Genomic DNA, 25289 nt, shown 5'->3' with positions numbered 1-25289 from the left:
GCTCAGTTGATCAGTCCGGCATGAACCATCGCCTCGCGCACCGCGACCCGGGTCGGCTCCGACACCGGCACCATCGGCAGCCGCAGCTTCTCCTCGATCTTGCCGAGCAGCGACAACGCGTATTTCACCGGCGCCGGGTTGGACTCGATGAACAGGTTGGTGTGCAGCGGCATCAGCTTGTCGTGGATCTTCAGCGCGGTGGCGACATCGCCCTTCTGCCAGGCCTGGTGGAATTCCGAGCACAGCCGCGGCGCGACGTTCGACGTGACGGAGATGCAGCCATGGCCGCCATGCGCCATGTAGCCGATGATCGTCGCATCCTCGCCCGAGAGCTGGTTGAACTCCTCGCCCATCGCGGCGCGCTGCTGCGACACCCGCACCATGCTGGCGGTGGCGTCCTTCACGCCGGCGATGTTCTTCAGCTCGAACAAGCGCTTCATGGTGTCGACGGACATGTCGATCACCGAGCGCGGCGGAATGTTGTAGATGATGATCGGAATGCCGATCGCGTCGTTGATCGCCTTGAAGTGCTGATACAGGCCTTCCTGCGTCGGCTTGTTGTAATAGGGCGTCACCACCAGCACCGCGTCCGCCCCCGCCTTCTCGGCGTGCTGGGCGAGCTCGACCGCCTCTTTGGTCGAATTGGAGCCGGCGCCGGCCACCACGGGAACCCGCCCCTTGGCCTCGGCAATGCACCACTCGACCACCCGCTTGTGCTCGTCATGACTGAGCGTCGGGCTCTCGCCCGTCGTGCCGACCGGCACGAGACCGTTGGTGCCCTCGTCGATCTGCCAGTTCACGAGGCTGCGAAAAGCGGCCTCGTCCACGGACCCGTTCTTGAAAGGAGTGACCAAGGCGGTGAAAGAACCCCGGAAATTCGTCTTGGCTGCCATGAAACTCCCTCCCAAACGCCGTTTGGCCCCTGTGCGAGCCACTTCATACCGGGTCTACCGACGGGGCGGAAGGCCCGCCCGCGGCTGGGCTGCCTTCTCAACAGGCACCCGAATCGCTCTGCCGCGCCCGCGACAGCCCGGCCCGCACACTTCGCACCGGGCAACCACCCTTCTCGGAACCCCCGGGCCGGCCACACGCCGCCCTTCGGTCGTGATTTCGCCGCGGTGTTGGCGCAGGTTGCAGTCCTTCCCAGTATATTTAGGATTTGTTCACCTTTTCGATAGACCCATGTTGGTCAGGGGATCGAAGTCATCCGCCGCAAAAGGAACGCCGTGCCCTTTTCTGCCCGCGCCACTGCATTGCGATCGACCGCCCTGTCGGTGTCACTCTCGGTGTCCTTGGCCGCCGGCCTGACATTCGGATGGGCTCTCGCCGGACATGGCGCCCTCGCCAAGGACCAGGCCGCCAAGTCCAAGGTTTCAGAGTCCAAGGTTGCGGGATCCAAGGCTCATACGGCCAAGGTTCCCGTGCCGAAGGCGCGTCCGATCGCGCGCGGCGCGGTCCCCAAGACGAACACCAACGAGGCGGCCGGGACGAAGAGCAAGGTCGACGCGCACGCCGAGGCGAAGGCCGAGATCAAGAACACTCCCAAAGGCGCCGGCGCGGCGCCAAGGGACATCACGCCCGGTGCCGCGGCTGCGGCCCTGCCGGTCCGCCAGCATGCCGCCCTGCCCGCCTCCCGCAAGCCCGTGGTGCCGGCTGCGATCGCTGCGACGTCATCGACCTCGCAATCCGACAAGGAGGCGCTCGAAAACGTGATCGAGCTCGTCCGCAAGCGCAAGCCCGGCGACGCCAACGAGGTCGTGCAGGCGATCTCGGATCCCGTCGCGCGGAAGCTCGCCGAATGGGTGATCCTGCGCAGCGACAACAACAATGCCAGCGTCGAGCGCTATCGCGCATTCATCACCGCCAATCCGTCCTGGCCGTCGCAGACCTTCCTTCGCCGCCGGCTCGAGGCCGCGTTGTGGGACGACAAGCGCGACGATTCCGTGGTCTGGTCGTGGTTCGAGAACGAATCGCCGCTGTCGGCGAAGGGCAAGTTCGCGCTGGCCCGGGTGATGCTCAATCGCGGCGACCGCGCCAACGCCGAGCGCCTGGTGCGCGACGCCTGGCGCAACGACGCGATGTCCGAGGAGACCGAGAACAACATCCTGGACCAGTACGGCGCCCTTCTATCGGGCGGCGATCACAAGGCGCGGATGGACACACTGCTGTATGGCAGCGAGCACGAGGCGGCGATGCGCGCTGCACGGCGGCTCGGCTCGGGCCACGTGGCGCTCGCAAAGGCGCGAATCGCGACCTACCGCAAAGCCTCCAACAGCCAGAGCCTGCTCGATGCCGTGCCGCGCGAGCTGCACGGCGATGCCGGCTACATCTTCAGCCGCATCCAGGTGCTGCGGCGCGACGAGAAGTTCGCCGAGGCGGCGCAGTTGATGCTCAGCGCGCCCAGGGATCCCGGCCGCCTGCACAATCTGGACGAATGGTGGATCGAGCGCCGCCTGCTGGCGCGCAAGATGATCGACACCGGCGATTATCGCAGCGCCTACCTGATCGCGCGCGACGCGGCGCTGCCGAACCGCGACATCTACAAGACCGAGCAGGAATTCACCGCCGGCTGGATCGCGTTGCGCTTCCTCAACGATCCCGCCACGGCGGCCCAGCACTTTGCGCGCATCGGCGTCGGCAGCGTCAATCCGACCACCCTGGCCCGGGCCGGTTATTGGCAGGGCCGCGCGGCAGAAGCGATGGGGCGCATGCAGGAGGCGCGCGCGGCCTATATGTCGGCGGCCGAGCAGTCCACGAGCTATTACGGCCAGTTGGCGCGGGCGAAGCTCGGCCTGCCGCAGCTCGGCCTCAATGCTGCGCCGAGCGGCCGCGGGCGCGGTGTCGAGCGGCTCGAGGTGGTGCGCGCGGTGCAACTGCTGTACGAGCTCGACGAGGGCGAGGTCGCGATCCCGATCTTCGCCGACATGGGCGACAACGGCGACCCCGACGTCCTGGTCGGAATCGCGGAAGCCGCCGCGCGAAACAGCGATGCGCGGGCGATGCTGCTGGTCGGCAAGGCCGCGCTCAATCGCGGGCTGCCGTTCGATCATTACGCCTATCCGGTCACGGGCATTCCTGCGTTCCGCTCGCTCGGACCGGAGGTCGAGCCGAGCGTGGTCTTCTCGATCGCGCGTCAGGAGAGTGCCTTCAACCAGGCGGTGGTCTCGCCGGCCCAGGCCTATGGGCTGATGCAGGTCACGCCGGATGCCGGCCGCTACGTCTGCAAGCGCGCGGGCGTCAGCTTCGATCTGAACCGGATGAAGACCGATCCGGTCTACAACGCGCAGCTCGGCGCGGCCGAGCTCGGCGGCCTGCTCGAGGACTATCGCGGCTCGTACATCATGACGTTCGCGGCCTACAATGCCGGCCGCGGCAGCGTACGGAAATGGGTCGAGCGGTATGGCGACCCGCGCGATCCCAAAGTCGATGCCGTCGACTGGGTCGAGCTGATCCCGTTCGCGGAGACCCGCAACTACGTGCAGCGGGTGATGGAGAACCTGCAGGTCTATCGCGCCCGCTTCGGCGGCGGCTCGCGGCTACAGATCGAGGCCGATCTGCGCCGCGGCGCTGTGGTGGAGTAGCGAAACCGACATCGGATCGTCGTCAATCGCTATTCGCTACTCCCTATTCGCCGCTCATCACCAGTTGCGCTGAGCGCGCAGCAGCAGCGAGACCGAATCCTGGTCCTTCAGCTGATAGGTCGTGGCCGGTTTGGCAACCGCCGCAACCGCCGGCGCATTGGCGACGCCCGCGAACTTCTGATCCAGCCGGGTCCAGGCGACGTCAGCCGAGAAGGTCAAATTCTTGACCGGCGTCCAGCGCGTGATCACACCCAGGGTCGAGATGTTGAAGTCCGGGTTGCAGTTCGCACCGACGATGCCGAGAGCGACCATGCCCGCACCGTTGCAGATCAGGCCCTTCGCTGTCGCATTATAGCGCACGGCGCTCCATGAGCCGTACACCGCGGTGTTCCAAGCCGGATCCCAGTTGTGGGTGAAGGCGCCGCGGACGCCGTAGGTCGTCGTCAGCTGCTGCTGGGTATTCGCCCCGAACACCGAATCCGACACGCCCGCGAAGCCCAGGCTCTGGAAAGCGCCGGCCATGTTGCTGCCGCCGTACATCGCGTAGTTGATCGGCGCGAGGCTCTGGAAGTTGTAGCGGCTGGCACCGTTGGTGTAGACGCCCTGCAGATTGATGGTGTCGCCGGCGCCGGTCGGGATATTCTTGATCGACAGGGCGAGCTGACCGGCGTAGCCCCATTTGTCGGCGGGATGCCCGGTCGTCTCGTTGGCACCGAAGAAGGCGGCGTGGTTGTCGTGCGCCGCGAAGGACGCCTGGAACAGGCCCCAGGCCTGATCGACGCGCACCATGCCGACGATGTCGGGCGCGACGTTGCCGCCGAAATTCGACGTACCATAGCTGCCGGTGAGCACGCCAGCGGCCGTCTGTCCCGCCGTATTCCAGATCTGCGACTGCGAATACTGCGTCGCATCCTGGGCCGAGATCGCGGCCGTGATGCCCGAGCCGAAGTCCGCGGTATAGGTGAACTGGTTGACGCCGGTGATGGTGCCGCCGCCGCCGGTCAGACCGTCGAAATTGTTGCCGGGGTAGTTGGCCCAGGGTGCGTCGAACTGCGACACGGCCTTACCCATGGTGAAGCCGGCGAACTGGATGAAGGCATAGAAGACGCCGATCCCGCCTTGCGCGATGTTGCCGTCAGCCTGCGCTCCAGGCGCGCCCGCCGTCGAATAGGCGGTTGCGCCCGTGGGGGAGCCGGTCCCGGCATAGCTGCCCCCGGTCCACTGGAAGACACCGTCGAAGAAGGTGCGCACGACGCCATATTCGGTCGCGGTGCGGGTGTCGATGTTGAGGTCGGCACGCGAACGCGTCGTGTAGTAGTTGCTGAGACGATTTCGCCCGCCGGCGACGCCGTTCACGGCATTCTGGAAGATCGTATTCGTACCGAAGCCGGCCTCGGCACGCAGGTAGCCGCCGAGCTTGATGCAGGTGTCGGTACCCGGAATGTAGAAAAATCCGGCGCCGTACATCGAGCAGACCCTGACATACTCGACCGCTTTGGCCTTGATCGGAAGGTCGGCGGCCTGAGCCCCACCCATGGCGAGCAACGCCGCCCCTGAGCCCAGAACAAGGCTCCTCACAGTCTTCATACTAACCTCCAAATTGCTCAGTTCAGACCGGCCCGGCTCGACATCGAACGACCGCCCCAACGGTCAGCCCGTCTCCAGCTGCACCACAGTGCTCGCGCATAGCGTTGCAGTGGGAACGATCGCGAGGCAGAGTTGGTGCTTTATCGGACCATTCTCGTGACCGGCCGGATCACGCATGTGGCGCGGCCGCGGCACGGCACACGGTCGCCAGATCCCCAAGAGTAATGTGTCAGGGAAGACTTTCGCCGCCGAATGCGTGTCGCGCTCGTGGCGGGAATGCAGCAGGACGCGCGTCGAGAAGCGCGGCGAGCGCGAGGCTCCAATTTTCTGGCTCTGTCATCCCGGCGATCGTGACACGGGCCCTTGCCTGCCCGGGATCACGCAGGCCAAGCTTGGCTCAAACGTGCGGTCGAACCGAGCGCCCGCCGACCGCCTCTCACGTATGTTTGAGCCGGATGGCCACGAGGCGGTCGCGAAATTCCATCCAGATCGCACTCCGTCGCGTGGCCGCGCGGTGTGGTTCTCGGGCGGGTCTGCAGCATGTTTGTCAGCGACAGAGCGGAGCGGCGAGGAATGCGGATCTCGGCGCTGGAGCACGCGCTGGCGAGGCAAAGAAAAACCCCCGGCAGTTGCCTGCCGGGGGTTCGTCAAACCGTCGTCAGACGATCTGGATCAGAAGTTGCGCTGAGCGCGGAGCAGCAGCACAGCCGACTGCTGATCCTTCAGCTCGTACACCGCGGCCGGCTTCGCGACAGCAGCAGCAGCCGGAGCGGTGACCGAACCGGAGTGCTTCTGGTCGAGCCAGGAGTAGGCGAAGTCAGCCGAGAAGGTCAGATTCTTGACCGGGGTCCAGCGCGTGATCAAGCCGAGGGTGGCCAGATCGAAGTCCGGATTACAGGTCGAACCCGCGTTGAAGGCCGCGACAACGCCCGGGCTGGTGCAGATCAGGCCCTTGGCCGTGCCATTGTAGCGGACGGCAGCCCACGACCCGTAGATCGCAGTGTTCCAGGCCGGATTCCAGTTGTGGGTGTACGCACCGCGCATACCGTAGGTCGTGGTCAGCTGCTGCTCACCACCGGTCGTGAAGACCGAGTCGCCCACACCGGCAAAGCCGATGCTCTGGTAGGCGCCAGCCAGACCCGTGCTGCCGTACATCGCGTAGTTGTTCGGCATCAGGCTCTGGATGTTGTAGCGGCTCGCACCGTTGGTGTAGACGCCCTGCACGTTGATCGTGTCGCCAGGTCCGGTCGGGATGTTCTTGATCGACAGGGCCAGCTGAGCCGCCCAGCCCCACTTGTCGGCCGGGTGGCCGGAGGTCTCGGACGCGCCGTAGTAAGCGACGTGGTTGTCATGCGCCGCGAACGACGCCTGGAACAGACCCCAGGCCTGGTCGACACGGACCATGCCGACGAAGTCCGGAGAGACGTTGCCACCGTAGTTGCTGGTGCCGTAAGCACCACCGATCACGCCAGCCGCCGTCGAACCCGCCACGTTCCAGAGGTTGTTCTGGTAGTAGGCGCTCGCATCCTGAGCCGAGACCGAGGCCGTGATGCCGGAGCCGAAGTCAGCAGTGTAGCTGAACTGATTGACGCCGGTGACCGTGCCGCCGCCGCCGGCGAGACCGTCGAAGTTGTTGCCCGGATAGTTGACCCAGGGCGTGTCGAACTGCGACACGGCCTTACCCATGGTGAAGCCGGCGAACTGGATGAAGGCATAGTACACGCCGACCGAGCCCTGCGCGATATTGCCGTCGGCCTGTGCGCCCGGCGCACCAGCGGTCGAGTAAGCGGTCGCACCGGTGGCCGAACCCGTGCCGGCATAGCCGCCGGAGGTCCAGCTGAAGGTCAGGTCAGCGAAGGTACGGACCACGCCGTACTCGGTCGCCGTGCGCGTGTCGATGTTGATGTCCTGACGAGCGCGGGCCGTGTAGTAGTTGCTCAGGCGGTTATGCGCACCACCCTGGCCGCTGTACGTGCCGTTGAAGTCGCTGTTCGTGCCGATCGCCGTTTCAGCACGGAGATAGCCACCGAGCTTGATGCAGGTGTCGGTGCCGGGGATGTAGTAGAAGCCCGCACCATACAGGGAGCAAACCTTCACATACTCGACCGCTTTGGCCTTGATCGGAAGGTCGGCCGCCTGAGCCGCGGACATGGCGAGCAGAACTGCCGCCGAGCCGAGGACAAGGCTCTTAACCGTCTTCATTTAAACCTCCAAGTTGCTCTTTTGAGAAAGAACCGGACCAAGATCCCCCAGGACGATCCGCTTCCTCTGCTCCCGAAAAACCGCTTCAGCCGCTTCGCGCCATCGGACACACCCGCATCACGCGAGGGACTTAAGCGAACCACCTGTCACGGGACGATCGAGTAACCCCCCACCGTCGCCAGGAACTATGCCTTCGCTCATTCGGTAAGCAAAATAGTTTATGCAGTCAGGTAATTGAATGAAGCCGAAATGTGTCTTGAGGGCAACACAATGGCAGCTTGTTGTGCAGCGCACGGGGGACGGCGCATGTCCTCCTAGATAAGTGATTTTGTTGCGGATTTTTTTTCTTTAGGGTCGAGCTTCGTACTGGAACTCCTGAGCAATGGCGCCCTTGAAGAACATGTCTGCCGCACCTGTGGAAGCGGACGCGCAACCGCAGACTGCCGAACATCTGCCGAAGAATCGCGACGCCATTCTTCGCTTCGCCAGGGAGATCTCCACGATCAACGTCCATCTGGAGGAGCTGAGGTACTTCTGGGCCAAGCGAATCGGCATCAGTGGCCCGCAATGGATGATCCTGATGGCGATCTCCGAGCTGGATCAAGGCGAGGGAGTCGCCGTGAATGCGGCGGCCAAGCGGCTGCACGTCGACCCTTCGTTCGTCACGACGCAGTCGAAGCTGCTGGAGAAGAAGGGCTTCATGGAACGCAAGCCCGCCCCCAACGATGCACGCGTGGTCCGGATGTCGCTCACCACCAAGACATCGGAGCAGTTCGCCGAGCTGGAAGCCCAGCAGGCGCAGATCTTCAGCTTCATCTTCGAGGAATTCGACGCTCGCGAGCTGGCGACGTTCACGGACAAGCTGGCTGGCCTCAAGGACCGTTTCGAGAAGGCCAGCGCGCGACTCACGATGGGGCTCTGAGGCCCCCGAGGCGACCACGGCCCAATCGCCTCTTACAGGCAGCGGGCCCAGATATGCGGTCGCATCAGCCAGGAGGCCGCTGAGACCCCGCCAGGCGCCTGGCGATCCAGTCAAAGACGAAGGCATCGGCTTCGAGCCAATCGGCGCCCGCGCTGGAGACGATCTTCAGAGTGATATCCGGGTGCTCGCGCTTGATCTGCGCGATCAGCCGGGTTGCGATGTCGGCTCGAAGCCAGCCACGCTCCGGCACCGTCACCAGCAGCGGACACATGATCTGCCGCGCCGCCAGCCCTTCCGTCGCGATCGGCGGCCTGCCCCGCTCACACGCACCGGGTCGGCGCGACAGGAAGACACGCTCGTGAATATCCCACAAGCCGGCGTCGCAGACCGCCGCAGCATAACGCGGATCGAGTGCGATGCCGCGCGCGACGAAGGACGAACTCCAGTCATCGGCCAGAATCGCGATCCGGCCTTCGTCCACGTCATCGCGGGACGTTACGTAGTCCGTCACGCTCGCGATGGCTGATTCGAGATCGCGACGGCCGACGATCTCCTCGAAGCGGCAGTCCGGTCCGCTGCCCAGCAGATCGACCACCAGCAGCGCCAAGCCGCGCTGCTCCGCACGGGCCGCAAGCTTGAACAGCGACGTTTCCTTGCGACGGCCGGGCTCACCGATGCAGATGACGGTGGGCGCCCTGCCCGCCTCGCCACGCGCCGGCAGGAAATAGGCTTCGAGCGGATAGTCGGCGCGCCAGTGGATTGTGACGACCTCTCCCTGCGGATCGGCACAGCGCAGGAATTCGCGCGCACATTCGCGCATGCGGGACAGCACGACGTCCTGGCGGGAACGTGAGCTGCTGAACGGACAGGCCGCAGCCTCATAACAATCCACTGCTCGCGACCATTTGCGAAACGCCAGCTCGGGACGGCCGCTGCTCATGGCGTCGGCGGCGGCAGCCTTCATGGCGTCCGCGCATTGCATCCACTCGCGATACCAGGACTCGTCGTCGCTGGCGTCGATCCGCTGCGCAACCGCCAGACATTCCGCAAGATCCGCGCAGCCTTCCGGCCGCGCCTCCAGCAGCCGCGTGATGGCGCCCGCCAGATCGTCTTGCTCGGACCACGGACGCAGCACTCCCACAGAGCCTTCCGAACTCATCTTTGGACTCATTCCTCACTGGCGTGACGGTGTGGCCCCGTCATCTGGCGGTCATGGTGACCATCCGGCATTTCCCGGTCAAGCCGATGCACAACGATTTTTGGTGAGGCGATGGATGTATGCGCTGATGGCACGCGCCTACGGAGATCACGCTGAGGCTCTGCAATCGAGAGGCAACGTCAGATCTTGGGTGCCGAGGAGATCCCGATGTGAAAAAGCCTCCGGCGGGGCATCGCCGGAGGCTTCCTGGAGTCTAACATCGTATGATCGTCGTCTTGCGTCTGCGGTGTCGTCCTCACGAGGACGAATGATTACTCAGGCATGAGAAAATTAGCTTATCAACTCATCTGTTTTCAACACCATTTTTTAAAAAAATACCAGCGTGCAGCCAACCTACTGAAACGAATGCGACTTTCGAGCTACAGGCAATCGAAGCTCTGCTCAATTGGCTCGATCCATCGATCTGGCATCGATCGCTTCTCGAGCGCACCGGACCCGGAGTCACTCCGGAATGAGCGCCCGCACACAAGCAAAAACCCCCGGCAGTTTCCTGCCGGGGGCTCTTGAACCCGATCAGACGATCAGGATCAGAAGTTGCGCTGAGCGCGGAGCAGCAAGGACACCGAGTTCTGGTCCTTGAGCTGATAGACCGCAGCCGGCTTGGAAGTCGTGGTCGTAGCCGGGGAAACAATGTTGCCCGAGTACTTCTGGTCGAGGTTGGTCCAGGCCACGTCGGCCGAGAAGGTCAGGTTCTTGACCGGGGTCCAGCGGGTGATCAAGCCCAGCGAGGAGATGTTGAAGTCGGGGTTGCAGGTGAACCCTGCGCCCGCCAGACCAGCCATCGCCGCGCTGCCGCAGATCAGGCCCTTGGCAGTGTTGTTGTAGGACACGGCAGCCCACGAACCGTAGATCGCGGTGTTCCAAGCCGGGTTCCAGTTGTGGGTGTAAGCACCACGGAAGCCGTAGGTCGTGGTCAGCTGCTGCTCACCGCCGGTCACGAAGACCGAGTCGCTGACGCCAGCGAAGCCGAGCGTGCCGTAGACACCAGCCGTGCTGCTGCCGCCGTACATTGCGTAGGTGGTCGGCACCAGGCTCTGAGCGTTGTAGCGGCTCGCACCGTTGGTGTAGACGCCCTGGATGTTGATGGTGTCGCCGGGGCCGGTCGGGATGTTCTTGATCGACAGGGCCAGCTGAGCAGCCCAGCCCCACTTATCAGCCGGGTGACCGGTGAGCTCGGTGGCGCCGTAGTAGCCGGTGTGGTTGTCATGCGCCGCGAACGACGCCTGGAACAGACCCCAAGCCTGGTCGACACGAACCATGCCGACGATGTCCGGAGACACGTTGCCACCGAAGTTGTTGGTGCCATACGAGCCGCCGATGATGCCGGCCGCGGTGATGCCCGACACGTTCCACATGTTCGTGGTGTAGTACTGGCTCGCGTCCTGCGCCGAGATCGCCGCAGTGATGCCCGAGCCGAAGTCGGCGGTGTAGGTGAACTGGTTGACACCGGTCACGGTGCCGCCGCCGCCCCACAGGCCGTCGAAGTTGTTGCCCGGATAGTTGGTCCAGGGCGCGTCGAACTGCGACACGGCCTTACCCATCGTGAAGCCGGCGAACTGGATGAAGGCGTAGTACACGCCAATGCCGCCCTGAGCGATGTTGCCGTCGGCCTGAGCGCCAGGAGCGCCAGCCGTCGAGTAGGCAGTCGCGCCGGTCGCCGAGCCCGAGCCAGCGTAGGTGCCGCTGGTCCAGGTGAACGTCAGGTCAGCAAAGGTGCGGACCACGCCGTACTCGGTCGCGGTGCGCGTGTCGATGTTGAGGTCCTGACGAGCGCGGCTGTAGTAGTAGTTGCTCTGGCGGTTCATGCCGCCGGCAACGCCGTTGACCGCGTTGTTGTACTGGCCGTTGCTGGCGAACGACGTTTCAGCACGCAGGTAACCGCCCAGCTTGATGCAGGTGTCGGTGCCGGGGATGTAGTAGAAGCCAGCGCCGTAAAGCGAGCAGACCTTCACATATTCGACCGCCTTGGCCTTGATCGGAAGGTCAGCTGCCTGAGCCCCGGACATGGCGACGAGAGCGGCCGCCGAGCCCAGGACAAGGCTCTTGATCGTGTTCATAATGTTAAACCTCCAAGTTGCTCAGTCAGGGAAGGTTCCGCCTCCGCTGGGTGAGAGACACCCTTGGGGTTGGACCCGTTATCCCTCTTCGACCCGTCGCTCAGCCGCTTCGCGCTATCGGACACACCCGCATGAACGCGAGGGACTTGAGCGAACGACCTAAACGGGACGACGTCGGGATGCCCCCCTTCGTCGTGCGAGCAGAATTACCGAAGGCCTTTGCACACGCAACAAAGGAACCATCATTGCGGCGCCCAAGCGGCGCCTTTTCGGACCGGTGTTGCACAAAAGGCACGGAACCGTGGTTCTGCGGGAACACCTAAGTCGCTGTTTATGTTGTCGTTTTGTCACAACGCAATTTGAGGTGCTTAAGGCCGCGAGCACTCGCCCGCCCGGAACCCGCCCCAAGTCAGGCGCCGGGGGCGTGAATCCAGCCACGCGCTGAACGAGAATCGGGCCGGACGACAATGCCGTCTGCGCCCCTGCCACCGGCCGCCTTTGCCGACGACCCTCTATATTAGGGGTCCCCCGCGTCAGGGATCATCGAGGGGGCTCGCACCGCCCGTCGACTTCGACGCGTACCGCGGCCGATCAAACGGCAGGTCCAGCCCGGATCGATGAGCCGAAGGTGAAGACCACCGCCCGCACCGGTCCGGCGAAGCCGCGGCCCTGTGAGGATTTCGAAACCGCATGCAATCTGCCGCTTGCGGCTCAGCGCGGCGTCGGGCATACCGACCGTCGCCGGAGACGTGGCCGAGTGGCTGAAGGCGGCGGTTTGCTAAACCGTTATAGGGTTGTAAAGCCCTATCGAGGGTTCGAATCCCTCCGTCTCCGCCAGCCAATTTTTTCAATCACTTGGCATCGATCGAGCCGGCCGGAAGCGCTCCGCAGATGGCGCGGATCGGTGCGGTTTCCACCGATACAAAACCCGGCACAGTCTGTTTGCAGTCCGTTCACGGTACACCATGCGCACCCGGACCCTCGTCCGCCTGATCCGGGACGGCTCCTCCAGCTTCGAGGTCCGGACCTCGCTGGCCGGCGCGGTGCTCGACCAGCCGCGTCGAGAAGATTGCAAACAAGATCCTCGTCGCTGGCTGCCAGTGACCGGATGGTCTGCATAGGCAAATCTCGGCCGGCCGCCTTCGCAATCAACGCAAAAGCACGCTTCCGATCTCGTCAACGGGACCGCGTCGACTGCACTGCAAAGACCGTCCGGACAGGAGTTCGCGCCAATGAAGGTTCTTGTGTGCGGTGGCCGCGAATTCACGGACGCTTCGCGGAACCAATCGTGTAGCAGGAGATTTGTGGCGCAGGAGATTCATCCATGCGTCTCGATATCGAGCCTCGGCGCTTTTCGGTGGTCGTGCGCCATTCTGAAACCAAAGCTGGATCTCTGGGACCCTTAGCGTTCCGTAGCGACGCCCATGGAAGTTTGCTCCTAGAATTCACCGCCGAAGTCGACGAGTCTGCCGCTATGCAGGCGTGGTCGCTCCTTTGCTCTAACTCCATTGAAGATTTCGACCACCGAATTCGGCAGTGCAGCAATTTTCCCTACGCTGATACAACGAAAATGCTCCTCCAAGTGCTGGCTGCCGAAAGAGAGGGCATGCCGTTCTTCGTAGGCGACGCTATCGAAGCACTGAACGCCGACACTTACACCACAGCACATAAGCGCCTGGAGCTGGCGATCCGAGAGGGTCTGGTCGAGAGAGGCCCAAAACTGGGGCGAAACGTACCGATTCTGCCGACCGAGAAGCTCAAGCAGATCCTTCAAGAACATGCTGAGGCTCGCCTCCGCAACACGCAAACCTTCTTCACGACGATTCAGTACCGTCCCTACGAGTTGTCTCGCGCCGAGTTTGACCAAGTTGCGAAGACCAGGGTGGAGTACGCCTGCGTCGTTATGGACGTGAACTTAAGAGCAAAGGGATCAATGAAGGGCGCTGAACTTGCCATCACCGTCACCATAGGTATCCGAGTTGGCTTTGTGACCTACAACTTTGGTTCCGAGTTTCCGACCAGGCCGACTGCCAAAAGCCGGCAACTATCTCATCGATGATCTATACAGTTTTTTCCAATGTCACGTCGTGATGCTGACTGTAGTCGAGAGGGCGGGCAATGTTGCCCATACTTGGAGCCCTCAAATGAGATACGCAACCTTGCTGCTGGCAGCCGCCTCCGCTGCAACTCTCGCGTTGAACATGATTGCCCCGGCGTCTGCCAATATGCCGAGCCCCAACTTTGCCAACTGGCCTGATCACACCAAGACAATCCGGCTCGGCTCAGATATCCCAAACACCAGCCAGCACTACGCCACGTTTACTGTGACGCCGAAGGGCAATGGCAAGTTCTCGATCGATCTGCGGGCCGAGAATGGTCAGCGGGGCAGCAAAACGGACGGCACGTTCATACTGACGTTTCTTGCCGGCGACCGCGAGATCAAGACGGTCAGCCAATATGTTCGGATCGACCGCCAAGAGCTTACGCTTCGACACCAGGTGACGGAGGTTCATCTGGACGACGTCGATCTCGGCTCGGACGAACCGTCGATCACGCGCATTAGAGTGGACGCAGTTGGGCGCTGGACCCCGCCAGAGCGCCGGCAACCGCCCCCTCCGGTCGTGATTTCGGTCACGGTGCCGGACGCGTTCGGCAAATAGAAGCTGGAAAAACATCAGAAACTAGATGCGTGCGCCCCCTCCAGGATAGCGCGCATCTAGCGAAGCTGGGTTAGGCGCTCCTCGACTCAGTGAAGGGCTTTCGCAATATGCCGCCCAGTCGGCCATCAGCCGTCGACGCTTCTCCCGCATGTCACCGCGGCGGTAGGCCGCCTCTACCTTATCCGAAACCGAGTGTGCCAGAGCCATTTCCGACATCTGATTTGGATAGCCGGTCTGCTCCCAGCACCAGTCTTTGAAGGTCGACCGGAAGCCGTGGACGGTCACGTCTTCGCCGAAGCCCATGCCCTGCAGCAGCTCGAGCATGGCCATGTTCGAAAGGGCGGCGCCCCCTCCGCCGTACATGCCGGGCTTCTTCGCCTTGGCGACCTTGAGCGCCGTCAACGTTCCGCCCGCCATGCGATCCGCTCCTACCCGCCCCTGTACCCAGACCAGAAATCCGGATCTGGGCAGACGACCACAGCCAATGAGGGACGATCAAATCAGAAAAACGTTCTACCCACAACGAGTTATCGGACACCCACGGACAGGGGCAAACATGCGGGAAACTCCTCCGTCTCCGCCAGCCACCCTTGGGTGCGGCCAACAGGCCCCTCCCCCCTGATCATCCGCATCAAAGCCGAGCCGTTCACGCACCTGCCGGATCGCAACGGAGCATGGCCGTCGTGATCACGGTTGCCGCTCGATCCCGCGCGGTTCAATCGAACAAGCCACGGCTGATGTTGATCACGAAGGCGGCGGGCACGCCGATGATGGTGCCGACGAACCCATAGCCGAGCGCAGCCCACCATGACGCTGCGCCTCCTGCTCCCATCGCGGCACCATAGATGGCGCCGAGACCGGCACAGAGGGCGGTCACCACGACGAGGCGGCGGTCATTATGGGCCTCGACCCGCAGACGCTTCAATTCGCGCCGGCTTTGCACCGCAGGCCCGGCCGGCTCGGTCGATCCACAATGCGGGCACGCCACTGCGCTGAAGGAAACGCCGCTGCCGCAGTCATGGCAGTCGATCAGCTCTTGCCGCCGCGCCTGTCGCCGTGCCTGGCCCATGCCGTCAATCCCGCTTGTCTGCGTCACACCGAACGACAGATAGGAGATTTATGGGCGCGCGACGAGGCCCGCTTCCGACGAGAATGAGCGATCGGGCGAGATCCGCCAAGCCGCGGCTTGGCTCGCTCAGTGCGCGGTCATCCAGGCGCGCGCCTCGCGCTGCGCGGTCGCGATCTCGGCGTCCGACATCTGCTCGGCGACCTCGCGGCGCATGGCCACGGCATCGACGCGGCCCCTGAGGGCGGCGAGATTGAACCATTTGTGCGCGGCGATCAGATCGACCGCACCGTCGCGACCGCTCGCATAGAGCATGCCGAGCTCGAACAGCACATCGCCGCTGGCGCCCTGCTCCGCGGTGGTCACGTCATCGAAATTGAGTTGTCCCTGAAACATCGTCGCTCTCCTTCGCTTCGAGGAGGCGGCTGGTCACCCGAGCACGCCCCCGTCCAGCTGTTCAACGCCTGGTTATCCCCATGCCGTCTCGCGGCTTATGCGCGAAGGATGACCGATCAAGTTTGAAAGGCAGTTTAAACATCGTGCTGAACGAGCCCTGAACGCGGAACCCCGCATTTTCCCGGGCCGGGTTCAATGCATTGATTCGAAATGGATTCTTCAACTCGGCAAAGAGCGGTTTACCGTTCTGTTTGGCAAACTCATAACCATCCGCGAAAGCGCCTCACCGCGCTGGCGCGAAGCGCACCACGCCGCTGGTCAACAGCCGCATCGCGACTGGACACGTCTCGACAGCACGTGCGGGAGATTGCGCAGCGCGGGCACGCCTGCGCCGAGCTGCTGATGATGCTGTTCGTCTATGGGGAGGTTGGAGGCACACAGTCGCCAAGGGCGCGGTGCTCAGGGATCGAGGGCGTCGGCGAACACGTCAGGATCAGATCCCACTCTGGCTGATAGCCGCTCGTGAGATTGCAGACCGGAAACGCGATCTGCACCGAACGAAGAAATCCTGTTTCTTCTGCCGGACCGCACCGCGAGCGAAGCCGCTCTCGAGTTCGATCCGACCGTTGACCTGATGTCTCGCCGACACCCTCTATCGTCTGTTGGAGCTTCAGGAGATCCGCCCGGCTCTCGAGGAGCCATGCAGACCTAACGTTCCAACGACGTGCCGGCATCAGCTGCCGGACTCATCTCGCAGAGGACTGCGAGAGTTACTTCTTCTTGGCGACCTTCTTGGTCTTCTTGGCAGTCTTCTTCGCCGCAGTCTTCGCGACCTTCTTCACTGCCTTCTTCGCCTTCTTCGCTTTCTTGGCCATGTTGCCCTCCGATGTGAGATGGCTTAGTCGATGCGTGCACTCGGGAATCGAGCTGCACTCCTCATCGATACACCAACGAGTGAAAAAAAACAGCTTCCGGCTTAAGGAAGTGTTGACAGGCGCGCGCGCACGCGGCTGGCGCAACGCGCGAAGCAGCGCGTCGATCGATCGCGAAAATCCAAACGTCTCTCTGCGCAAGGCCGCGATCGCAACTAATCGCGATTGCGCAAAAAGCCTGTGCTGCAAGTATTTTTCTGAGCGACTGAACGGCACGTCGCACGCGGCGACGCCGGCGTGTCGGCGTGCAGACTCGCACCGCGAGAGCAACGCGCGGACTCTGAGTCGTAAATTTTGGCAACGAAAAAATTTTCATTGCACACGCCCTCGTCTGCGTTCGAACGCTCGGCAATGGTGGCTTTTTTGCGAATCGCACGCGGCGATTCGCCGGACCGCGGCGCCAAAACAAAACGGCGCGCACCCTCGTGCGCGCCGCCGGAACGAAGACGAGCGACCGTCGTTTCAGATGCCGAGCTTGCTCTTCAGGAGATCGTTCACCGCCTGCGGATTGGCCTTGCCGCCCGACGACTTCATCACCTGACCGACGAACCAGCCGGCGAGTTGCGGCTTCGCCTTCGCCTGCGCGACCTTGTCCGGATTGGCGGCGATGATCTCGTCGACCACCTTCTCGATGGCGCCGAGGTCGGTGACCTGCTTCATGCCGCGGCTCTCGACCAGCTCACGCGGATCGCCGCCCTCGCTCCAGACGATCTCGAACAGGTCCTTGGCGATCTTGCCGGAGATCGTGCCCTCGCCGATCAGCGCGACGATCGCCGCGAGCTGAGAAGCCGAGACGGGCGACGACGCGATGTCACGGCCTTCCTTGTTCAGCCGGCCGAACAGCTCGTTGATCACCCAGTTGGCGGCGAGCTTGCCGTCGCGCGCCCGGTCGGACAGCGCCTCCAGGACGGCCTCGTAGAACGCAGCGCTCTCGCGCTCGGCGACCAGCACGGAGGCGTCGTAGGGCGACAGGCCGAAATCCGCGATGAAGCGCGCCTTCTTCTGGTCCGGCAGCTCCGGCAGCGCCGCCTTCAGCTCGTCGACGAAGGACTGCGAGAACTCCAGCGGCAGCAGGTCCGGGTCCGGGAAGTAACGGTAATCATGCGCCTCCTCCTTGGAGCGCATCGAGCGCGTCTCCCCCTTGTCGGGATCGAACCGGCGGGTCTCCTGCTCGATCGTGCCGCCGTCCTCGATGATCTCGATCTGGCGCCGCGCCTCGGCCTCGACCGCCTGGCCGATGAAGCTGATCGAGTTGATGTTCTTGATCTCGCAGCGGGTGCCGAGCGGCCCGCCCGGCTTGCGCACGGAGACGTTGACGTCGGCGCGCAAGGATCCCTTCTCCATGTCGCCGTCGCAGGTGCCGAGATAGCGCATGATCGAGCGCAGCTTGGTCACGTAGGCCTTGGCCTGCTCGGCGTCGCGGATGTCAGGCTTGGAGACGATCTCCATCAGCGCCACGCCGCAGCGGTTGAAATCGATATAGGACAGCGACGGCGACTGGTCGTGCAGCATCTTGCCGGGGTCCTGCTCGATGTGCAGGCGCTCGATGCCGATGGTTGCGGTCTTGCCGCTGTCGAGCTCGACCGTGATCTCGCCCTCGCCCACGATCGGGTCCTTGTACTGGCTGATCTGGTAGCCCTGCGGCAGGTCGGGGTAGAAATAGTTCTTGCGGTCGAACACCGAGCGCAGGTTGATCTTGGCGTTCAGCCCGAGCCCGGTGCGCACGGCCTGGCGCACGCATTCCTCGTTGATCACCGGCAGCATGCCGGGCATCGCCACGTCGACCAGCGAGACGTGGGTGTTGGGATCGCCGCCGAACGCGGTCGAGGCGCCCGAGAACAGTTTCGACTTCGAGGTGACCTGGGCATGGATCTCCATGCCGATCACGACCTCCCAGTCGCCGGTGGCACCCTTCATCAGCTTGCCGCTGGTTGCCGTCATGGCTCTAACTCCCAAGCAGTGCGGAGACGATCCGCTCGAATTCGATATCCAACGCATCTTTCGCGACCGGCTGCCCGGCCTGGCGATACCAGTAGCCGGCATTGCCGAGGTCGCCCTCGACGCGATGCAGATGCGCGTGCGCCCAGGCCGCGTCGCGGCCGGACTCGTCCTGAATGATCTTGTGCGCCCGGTCCCAGTCGCCCTTCGCCAGCCACCACAGGCCGCTCAGCACAGGCGACAGTTCGGCCGCGGGCGCATCGCCCGCGAGGCTCGTCCTGAAATCGGCGACGCCTACCACCACCGGACCGGCGTGAAGCGCCCCGCCGCCTGCTCGATGACCTCGCCGAGAGAGAACAGCGTCTCCTCGTCGAACGGGCGGCCGATCAGCTGCAGCCCGAGCGGCAGGCCCTGACTGTCCTTGCCGGCGGGCACCGCGATGCCCGGCAGGCCGGCCATGTTCACGGTCACCGTGAATATGTCGTTCAGATACATCTCGACCGGATCGGCGCCGCCCTTCTCGCCGATGCCGAACGCGGCCGACGGCGTCGCCGGCGTCAGGATCGCGTTCACGCCCTTGGCGAAGCAGTCCTCGAAATCCCTCTTGATCAGGGTCCGAACCCTCTGCGCCCGGATGTAATAGGCGTCGTAGTAGCCGGCCGACAGCACATAGGTGCCGATCATGACGCGGCGGCGCACCTCGGGCCCGAAGCCCTCGGCGCGGGTGTTCTCGTACAGCTCGCCGATGGACTTGCCAGGCACCCGCAGGCCGTAGCGGACGCCGTCGTAGCGGGCGAGGTTCGAGGACGCCTCCGCTGGCGCCACGATGTAATAGGCCGGCAGCGCGTATTTGGTGTGCGGCAGCGACACCTCGACCAGCTCGGCGCCGGCCGCCTTCAGCCAGGCCGCGCCCTCGCTCCAGAGCTTTTCGATCTCGGCCGGCATGCCGTCGAGCCGATACTCCTTGGGGATGCCGATCTTCATGCCCTTCACGGACTTGCCGATCGCGGCCTCGTAGTCCGGCACGGGGATGTCGACCGAGGTGGTGTCCTTCGGGTCGTGGCCGGCCATCGAGCGCAACAGGATCGCCGCATCGCGGGTCGAACGCGCGATCGGGCCGGCCTGGTCGAGCGAGGAGGCGAAGGCGACGATGCCCCAGCGCGAGCAGCGGCCGTAGGTCGGCTTGATGCCGACGGTGGCGGTGAACGCTGCGGGCTGGCGGATCGAGCCGCCGGTGTCGGTCGCGGTCGCGCCCATGCACAAGAGCGCAGCCACCGCCGACGCCGAGCCGCCGGACGAGCCGCCCGGCACCAGCGTGGTGTTGGAGCCCTCGCGGCGCCAGGGATTGCCGACCGGGCCGAAGCACGAGGTCTCGTTGGACGAGCCCATCGCGAACTCGTCATTGTTGAGCTTGCCGAGCATGACGGCGCCGTCGCGCCACAGCTGCGAGGTCACGGTCGACTCGTAGGTCGGGACGAAGTTGCCGAGGATCTTCGAGCACGCGGTGGTACGGACGTCCTTGGTGGCGAACAGGTCCTTGATCCCGAGCGGAATGCCGGCCAGCGGCCCGCCCTCACCCTTGGTGATCTTGGCGTCGGCGTCGCGCGCCATCGCGCGCGCCTGGTCCGGCGTCTCCATCACGAAGGCATTGAGCGCCCGCGCCTCCTCGATCGCCTTGAGATGGGCGTCGGTCAGCTCGAGCGACGTGAAGGTCTTGCTCGCGAGACCCTTGCGGGCCTCGGCGAGCGTCAGCGAAGTCAAATCGGTCATTTGTTGATCGGGCTGCAGAAGAACGGGGAGAGCGTCTTGTCGTCGGCGGCGTCGTCCGCGAAGAACTTGTTCTTCGCAGGGGAGGCTTTCTTGGTATTGGCGGCCGCTTCGAGCTGGTCGAGGATCTCGTTGACGGCCTTGTCCGGGTCGGCGGCCTTGCCCTGCCGCTCCATGGCGTCGAGATAGTCCATATAGGCCTTGTAGGCCGCTTCATCGTCGCAGAGCAGGCACATCGGCGTTGGCTCGCTTGTCGGTTTGAAGGAGCGGATCACGCGCGACGGGCGCGCGGACCTGCCTCGGCTATTCCACCTGGCTATTCCACGACCTTCGGCACGAGAAAGAAGTTGTTCTCGGTCATGGGCGCGTTCTTGACGATGTCGTCGGCGATGTCGCCGTCGGTGACGACGTCCTGGCGCTTCTTCATCGCCATCGGGGTCACCGAGGTCATCGGCTCGACGCCCTCGACATTGACCTCCGAGAGCTGCTCGACGAAGGCCAGCATCGCATTGAGCTCGCCCTGCAGATGCGGGACCTCGGCGTCAGTGACAGCGATCCGCGCCAATTGCGCGATCTTGCGGACGGTGGCGGCATCGACCGACATTATATAGGGCCTCACGGGAAACAGTGAACCCGCCCTATAGCAGAGCCGGCTTTCGCGCCGCAACCGGCAGCCTCCGGACTTTCCCAGGGCACCGCCCCGCCCGTGACGCCGCCTTTGGCGTCAGCCCGCCAGCTTCGCAAGCCGCGCCAGCGCCTGTTCGGCCAGCGTCCGCGTCAGCTCGGCCCCCGGCAGCTCGCGGCCGAGCGGCAGCGCCTGCCCGGCCCAGAGATTGGTGAAATCGACCTTGCCCTGCTTCTCCGCGGCCGCCTTGAGCGGGCCGAGCGCGGTCGCGGCATGAGGAAACGCCGGCGCGTCCGGCGAGATCGGCCCGACCTCGCGCATCACCCGGTTGGCGACGCCGCGCGCGAGCCGGCCGGTCATCACGTTGGTAATAACGGTGGATTCGTCATCGGCGGCGGCAAGCGCGGCACGCGCCAGCACGCTGACCTTGGATTCGGGGCAGCGCAGATAGGCGCTGCCGATCTGCACGCCGGAGGCGCCGAGCGCGAACGCCGCGGCGATGCCGCGCGCATCGGCGATGCCGCCCGCCGCGATCACCGGGACATCAACCGCATCGACGATCTGCGGCACCAGCGCAAACGTCCCGACCTGCTCGGCGAGCTTGTCGGTCAGGAACATGCCGCGATGGCCGCCCGCTTCCGCACCTTGCGCGATGATGACGTCGGCGCCGTTCCGCTCCAGCCACACCGCCTCGCGCACCACGGTCGCGGACGCCATCACGACCGCGCCTGTCGCCTTCACGCGGGCCAGCAGCGACGGCTCGGGCAGGCCAAAATGGAAGCTGATGATCTCCGGCTTCAACTCCTCGACGACGGCGCACATCGCGGCATCGAACGGCGCACGGTTCGCGGCCGGGACCGGAGCGTCGGGATCAACGCCGTACTCTTGATAATATGCGCCGAGCCGCTTCTTCCACCCGGCCTCACGTGCCGCGTCGGCCTCGACGGGCGTGTGGCAGAAGAAGTTCACATTGATCGGCGCCGAGACGCGCTGGCGGATGATGTTGACCTGCTCGCGGGCCTTGTCCGCCGAGAGCATCGCGCAGGGCAGCGAGCCGAGCCCGCCGCCTTGCGCCACCGCGATGACGAGATCGGCGTCCATCACGCCGGCCATCGGCGCGAGCACGATCGGGTGCTCGGTCTTGACGAGATCCAGGAAGCGGCGGTCGGGCCACATGATTTGCTCCTATTGCTTGGCGAAGACGGCGGACGAGTTGCGCCGCCCTTGCAGGATCTGCTCGGCCTCATCGACGATGCGCGCGACGATCTCGGCGGCCGGCGGGATATCATGGATCAGGCCGACCGCCTCGCCGGCAATGACCGCGGCGATGTCGAAATTGCCTTCCGCCCTCGCCTTCACATAGTCGGCCGACACGCGCTCGACCTGCTGCAGCAGCTCGACCTCGCGCGCTATCCAGCGCCGCGCATGGTCGTTGACCAGGCAGCGTCCGGTAAACGGCGCCGGCCAGACATTGTTGCGCGACAGGTCGAAGACGATGCCGCGCACGGTCTCGCCTGATTTTGCCGCGCATATGCGGCGCTTGGCTTCGTCTGCACCGGCAGCTTCCTGGCTGGCATAGAAGCGCGTGCCGAGCAGCACGCCATCGGCGCCGAGCGTGAGCATCGCGGCAAGACCGCGGCCATCGGCGAGACCACCGGCGGCGGCCACTGGCACGCGACCGGCTGCGAGATCGATGATGGCCGGCACGATGTCGAGCGTGGTCCGCGAGGCGCCATGGCCGCCTGCTTCGGTTCCTTGCGCGATCAGGACATCGGCGCCGGCCGCGATCGCCTGCTCGGCCATGGCCTCGTCCTGCACCTGGCAGATCAAGCGCGCGCCCGCCTGCTTGATCGCCGGTGCAAAGCGCCGGGGATCACCGAACGACAGCATCACGGCGGTGGGCTTGGCCGCAAGCGCGATCTCGAGCAACTCCGGCTGCTTCGCCAGCGACCAGGTGATGAAGCCGATGCCGAACGGCGCACGCAGGCCATCGAGCTTCGCTGTCTCCTGCATGAGCCAAGCGCGGTTGCCATAGCCGCCGCCGAGAATGCCGAAACCGCCGGCACCGCTGACGGCGCGCACCAGCCGCGCATCGGCAATCACATCCATCGGCGCCAGCAGGATCGGATGATCGATGCCGAGCCTCTCCGTCAGCGCGGTTCTCAGCGGCATGAAGACTCTCCTGCGCTCTGGACGCGGACATTAGGCGCGGGTAGCATTCTCTGAAAATGAATAGTTGAGAACTCTGCCATCGCAGATTCAAAACGGAGAGCGGCCGTGGAACTGAGCGACCTGCAGACCTTTGCCGCGGTGGCGCGCGCCGGCGGCATCACGCGCGCCGCGGAGGTGCTCAACACGGTCCAGTCCAACGTCACGCAGCGGATCAAGGCGCTGGAAGCCGAGATCGGCACCGCGTTGTTCGAACGCCACAGCCGCGGCATGACCCTGACCGGCGCCGGACAGCGCCTGCTGCCCTACGCCGATCGCATCGCGGCGCTGTCGCGCGAAGCGGTTCTCGCCGCGCGTGACGACGGCGAGCCGCAGGGGCCGCTGATGATCGGCTCGATGGAGACGACCGCCGCGGTGCGCCTGCCGACGCGGCTCGCCGACTTCCATCGCCGCTTTCCCGCCGTCGCCCTCAGCCTGCGCACGGCGCCGACCGCCGATCTCGTCGCGAGCTTGCTCGACGGCACTCTCGATGGTGCCTTCGTCGCCGGTCCGATCGACCATCCCGATCTCGCCGGCGTCGTCGCGTTCGAGGAAGAGCTGGTGCTGGTGACGGCCCGGCGCTTCGAAAGCCTGTCCGCCTTACGCGCGGTGACCGCGGCGTCGGGACCGACCGCGCTGGTGTTCAGGACCGGCTGCACCTACCGGCAGCGGCTGGAGCAGGTGTTCAACGATTTCGGCTGGCCCGCCGCGTCCCGGATCGAGCTCGGCACCCTCGACGGCATGATCGGCTGCGTCGCCGCCGGCATGGGCGTCGCGCTGCTGCCGCGCGCGGTGGTGACGCGGCACGCGATGAGCGGCAGCGTCGGGCTGCACACACTCGATCCGTCCCATGCGCAGGTCGAGACGCTCTTCATCCACCGCCGCGCGGCGCATCGCAGCAGTGCGCTGTCGGCCTTCATGGAAGGCCTCGGCTGCCGGGATCACGACATCGCGGCGTAAGACGTTCGCCCAGAGATTGTGCACAGGCGTCCCAGCCACAAGACACATTCCACAGCACGGAATCAACGCCACCTCCGCAAAACACTGCCATTTCGACCGATGCGACGTTCGGGCGCTGTGCAGCGCACGCATCCGAAAACATTTTGTCCGGCAGCCCTGCACTACGTTAGGATGCAGCGCTGGCCAGCGCGAAAACAACAAACATCAACATGTCGGAGGAAATGCGATGCGCAACGCGTTCGTGTTGGGCTGCTCGATTGCCATGATGGGTGCGATCGGGACGGCCCAAGCCCAGGACTGGACGAAATCGAAGTGGGGGCCGAACGACGAGATCGGCGCCGCCAACTACATCACGCCGGAGCTCGTGGTCAAAGCCGCCTCGCTGGTGAAGACCGGCAAGACCTATCCGCTCGGCATGATCATCGACTCCAAGACCCCCGCCTACCCGCCGCGCTCGTTCAAAATCACGGTGGTGCAGCCGGGACAGGCGGGCATTCCCGGACTCGGGCCCAACAAGGCGACCTACAATGACGACATCGTCGAAGGCTGGGTCGGTGTCGGCAGCCAGATTGACGGTCTCGGCCATCTCGGCGTCGAGCACGTCTATTACAACGGCAACAAGCTGCTCGACTTCGCCGATCCGACCGGCCTGAAGAAGCTCGGCATCGAGAAGGTGCCGCCGCTGGTCGCACGCGGCGTGCTGCTCGACATGGCCGCCTATTATAACACCGACGTGGTCAAGGAAGGCACGGCGTTCAACGTCAAGGAGATCGAGGAGGCCGCCAAGAAACAGGGTGTCGAAATCCGCCAGGGCGACATCGTGATCTTCCACACCGGCTGGCTCGGTCTGATCGGCAAGGACGACAAGCGCTACGGCGCCGGTGAGCCGGGTCTCGGCGTCGAAGGCGCGAAATACCTGACCTCGAAGGGCGTGGTCGCCGTCGGCGCCGACAATTGGGCGGTGGAGGCGATCCCGTTCGAGTCCAACAACCTGTTCGAGGTGCACCAGATCCTGCTCGCGATGAACGGAACCTACATCCTGGAGAACATGGACACCGCTGAGCTCGCCAAGGACAAGGGCTACGAGTTCCTGTTCGTCCTGGGCCAGCCGCGCTGGCGCGGCGGCGTCCAGGGCATGATCAACCCGATCGCGATCCGGTAGCTCATTG

At 64.5% G+C, this 25289-nt stretch carries 21 protein-coding genes and 1 tRNA gene; 7 read left to right on the top strand and 15 right to left on the bottom strand.

From position 1 onward, the window contains the following. Nucleotides 1-2: 2 nt before the first annotated feature. Complete coding sequence (gene dapA / locus ACQR10_RS27410; RefSeq protein WP_316181901.1) at nt 3-893, bottom strand: 4-hydroxy-tetrahydrodipicolinate synthase; 891 nt, start codon at nt 891-893, stop codon at nt 3-5. 333 nt (nt 894-1226) lie between these two features. Between dapA and ACQR10_RS27405 the strand changes: the two genes are divergently transcribed. Further along, nucleotides 1227-3581: a lytic transglycosylase domain-containing protein gene (locus ACQR10_RS27405; protein ID WP_316218311.1), complete on the top strand. Its 2355-nt coding sequence runs from the start codon at nt 1227-1229 to the stop codon at nt 3579-3581. Nucleotides 3582-3638: 57 nt separating this feature from the next. Here ACQR10_RS27405 and ACQR10_RS27400 read toward each other — a convergent pair whose 3' ends face one another. Then, a complete protein-coding gene (locus ACQR10_RS27400; protein WP_316218310.1) occupies nt 3639-5168 on the bottom strand; it encodes a porin in 1530 nt (509 codons plus the stop codon). Between the two features lie 672 nt (nt 5169-5840). Continuing rightward, nucleotides 5841-7370: a porin gene (locus tag ACQR10_RS27395; RefSeq protein WP_315804010.1), complete on the bottom strand. Its 1530-nt coding sequence runs from the start codon at nt 7368-7370 to the stop codon at nt 5841-5843. Nucleotides 7371-7770: 400 nt separating this feature from the next. Here ACQR10_RS27395 and ACQR10_RS27390 point away from each other — a divergent pair, with 400 nt between their 5' ends. Next, the gene (locus ACQR10_RS27390) at nt 7771-8292 is read left to right on the top strand and encodes a MarR family winged helix-turn-helix transcriptional regulator (RefSeq protein ID WP_315804011.1); all 522 of its coding nucleotides are present in this window, start codon (nt 7771-7773) and stop codon (nt 8290-8292) included. 64 nt (nt 8293-8356) lie between these two features. Here the strand turns inward: ACQR10_RS27390 and ACQR10_RS27385 are convergent, their stop codons facing one another. Both ACQR10_RS27385 and ACQR10_RS27380 read right to left on the bottom strand, forming a co-directional pair. Continuing rightward, nucleotides 8357-9256, bottom strand: a complete 900-nt coding sequence (locus ACQR10_RS27385) for an alpha/beta hydrolase family protein (protein ID WP_316218309.1) — start codon at nt 9254-9256, stop codon at nt 8357-8359. 782 nt (nt 9257-10038) lie between these two features. Beyond that, on the bottom strand, nt 10039-11568 hold the full coding sequence (locus ACQR10_RS27380; protein ID WP_316218308.1) for a porin: 1530 nt from the start codon (nt 11566-11568) through the stop codon (nt 10039-10041). A 743-nt stretch (nt 11569-12311) separates the two neighbouring features. On the opposite strand from ACQR10_RS27380, the gene ACQR10_RS27375 reads away from it, so the two are divergent. The 3 genes from ACQR10_RS27375 to ACQR10_RS27365 all read left to right on the top strand — a co-directional run bounded on the left by ACQR10_RS27375 (nt 12312) and on the right by ACQR10_RS27365 (nt 14228). After that, nucleotides 12312-12405, top strand: a tRNA-Ser gene (locus tag ACQR10_RS27375). Nucleotides 12406-12892: 487 nt separating this feature from the next. Further along, a complete protein-coding gene (locus ACQR10_RS27370; RefSeq protein WP_316218307.1) occupies nt 12893-13627 on the top strand; it encodes a hypothetical protein in 735 nt (244 codons plus the stop codon). 85 nt (nt 13628-13712) lie between these two features. Continuing rightward, nucleotides 13713-14228 carry a hypothetical protein gene (locus ACQR10_RS27365; RefSeq protein ID WP_316218306.1) on the top strand — a complete coding sequence of 172 codons (516 nt, stop codon included), beginning with the start codon at nt 13713-13715 and terminating at the stop codon, nt 14226-14228. A 21-nt stretch (nt 14229-14249) separates the two neighbouring features. Here ACQR10_RS27365 and ACQR10_RS27360 read toward each other — a convergent pair whose 3' ends face one another. The 10 genes from ACQR10_RS27360 to ACQR10_RS27315 all read right to left on the bottom strand — a co-directional run bounded on the left by ACQR10_RS27360 (nt 14250) and on the right by ACQR10_RS27315 (nt 23124). Further along, nucleotides 14250-14645 (bottom strand): tyrosine-type recombinase/integrase, encoded by a 396-nt coding sequence (locus tag ACQR10_RS27360; protein ID WP_410051457.1) that lies wholly within the window; start codon nt 14643-14645, stop codon nt 14250-14252. A 298-nt stretch (nt 14646-14943) separates the two neighbouring features. Beyond that, a complete protein-coding gene (locus ACQR10_RS27355; RefSeq protein ID WP_315804076.1) occupies nt 14944-15297 on the bottom strand; it encodes a hypothetical protein in 354 nt (117 codons plus the stop codon). A gap of 126 nt (nt 15298-15423) precedes the next feature. Then, entirely contained in the window at nt 15424-15690 is a 267-nt protein-coding gene (locus ACQR10_RS27350; RefSeq protein WP_315740271.1) for a hypothetical protein, read from the bottom strand. A 1394-nt stretch (nt 15691-17084) separates the two neighbouring features. Continuing rightward, on the bottom strand, nt 17085-18563 hold the full coding sequence (gene gatB / locus ACQR10_RS27345; RefSeq protein WP_316218305.1) for an Asp-tRNA(Asn)/Glu-tRNA(Gln) amidotransferase subunit GatB: 1479 nt from the start codon (nt 18561-18563) through the stop codon (nt 17085-17087). 4 nt (nt 18564-18567) lie between these two features. Continuing rightward, nucleotides 18568-18864 (bottom strand): hypothetical protein, encoded by a 297-nt coding sequence (locus ACQR10_RS27340; RefSeq protein ID WP_315804078.1) that lies wholly within the window; start codon nt 18862-18864, stop codon nt 18568-18570. Next, nucleotides 18855-20330, bottom strand: a complete 1476-nt coding sequence (gatA, locus tag ACQR10_RS27335; RefSeq protein ID WP_315804079.1) for an Asp-tRNA(Asn)/Glu-tRNA(Gln) amidotransferase subunit GatA — start codon at nt 20328-20330, stop codon at nt 18855-18857. Before gatA ends, ACQR10_RS27340 begins: the two co-directional genes overlap by 10 nt. Continuing rightward, nucleotides 20327-20563: a hypothetical protein gene (locus ACQR10_RS27330; protein ID WP_315804080.1), complete on the bottom strand. Its 237-nt coding sequence runs from the start codon at nt 20561-20563 to the stop codon at nt 20327-20329. Before ACQR10_RS27330 ends, gatA begins: the two co-directional genes overlap by 4 nt. 80 nt (nt 20564-20643) lie before the next feature. Continuing rightward, nucleotides 20644-20931, bottom strand: coding sequence for an Asp-tRNA(Asn)/Glu-tRNA(Gln) amidotransferase subunit GatC (gene gatC, locus ACQR10_RS27325; RefSeq protein ID WP_315804081.1), 288 nt, complete (start codon nt 20929-20931; stop codon nt 20644-20646). 120 nt (nt 20932-21051) lie between these two features. Next, nucleotides 21052-22128: an NAD(P)H-dependent flavin oxidoreductase gene (locus tag ACQR10_RS27320; protein WP_315804082.1), complete on the bottom strand. Its 1077-nt coding sequence runs from the start codon at nt 22126-22128 to the stop codon at nt 21052-21054. 9 nt (nt 22129-22137) lie between these two features. Further along, nucleotides 22138-23124 carry an NAD(P)H-dependent flavin oxidoreductase gene (locus ACQR10_RS27315; protein ID WP_316218304.1) on the bottom strand — a complete coding sequence of 329 codons (987 nt, stop codon included), beginning with the start codon at nt 23122-23124 and terminating at the stop codon, nt 22138-22140. A 105-nt stretch (nt 23125-23229) separates the two neighbouring features. Between ACQR10_RS27315 and ACQR10_RS27310 the strand changes: the two genes are divergently transcribed. Both ACQR10_RS27310 and ACQR10_RS27305 read left to right on the top strand, forming a co-directional pair. Next, on the top strand, nt 23230-24120 hold the full coding sequence (locus ACQR10_RS27310) for a LysR family transcriptional regulator (RefSeq protein ID WP_434912133.1): 891 nt from the start codon (nt 23230-23232) through the stop codon (nt 24118-24120). A gap of 226 nt (nt 24121-24346) precedes the next feature. Beyond that, a complete protein-coding gene (locus tag ACQR10_RS27305; protein WP_316237460.1) occupies nt 24347-25282 on the top strand; it encodes a cyclase family protein in 936 nt (311 codons plus the stop codon). The last annotated feature ends 7 nt before the right edge of the window (nt 25283-25289 follow it).

It is taken from the genome of Bradyrhizobium sp. HKCCYLRH2060 (genome assembly GCF_051168135.1).
Taxonomy (GTDB): domain Bacteria; phylum Pseudomonadota; class Alphaproteobacteria; order Rhizobiales; family Xanthobacteraceae; genus Bradyrhizobium.
The sequence above is the reverse complement of the archived record's forward strand: the minus strand, read 5'-3'. Positions and strand labels throughout refer to the sequence as shown.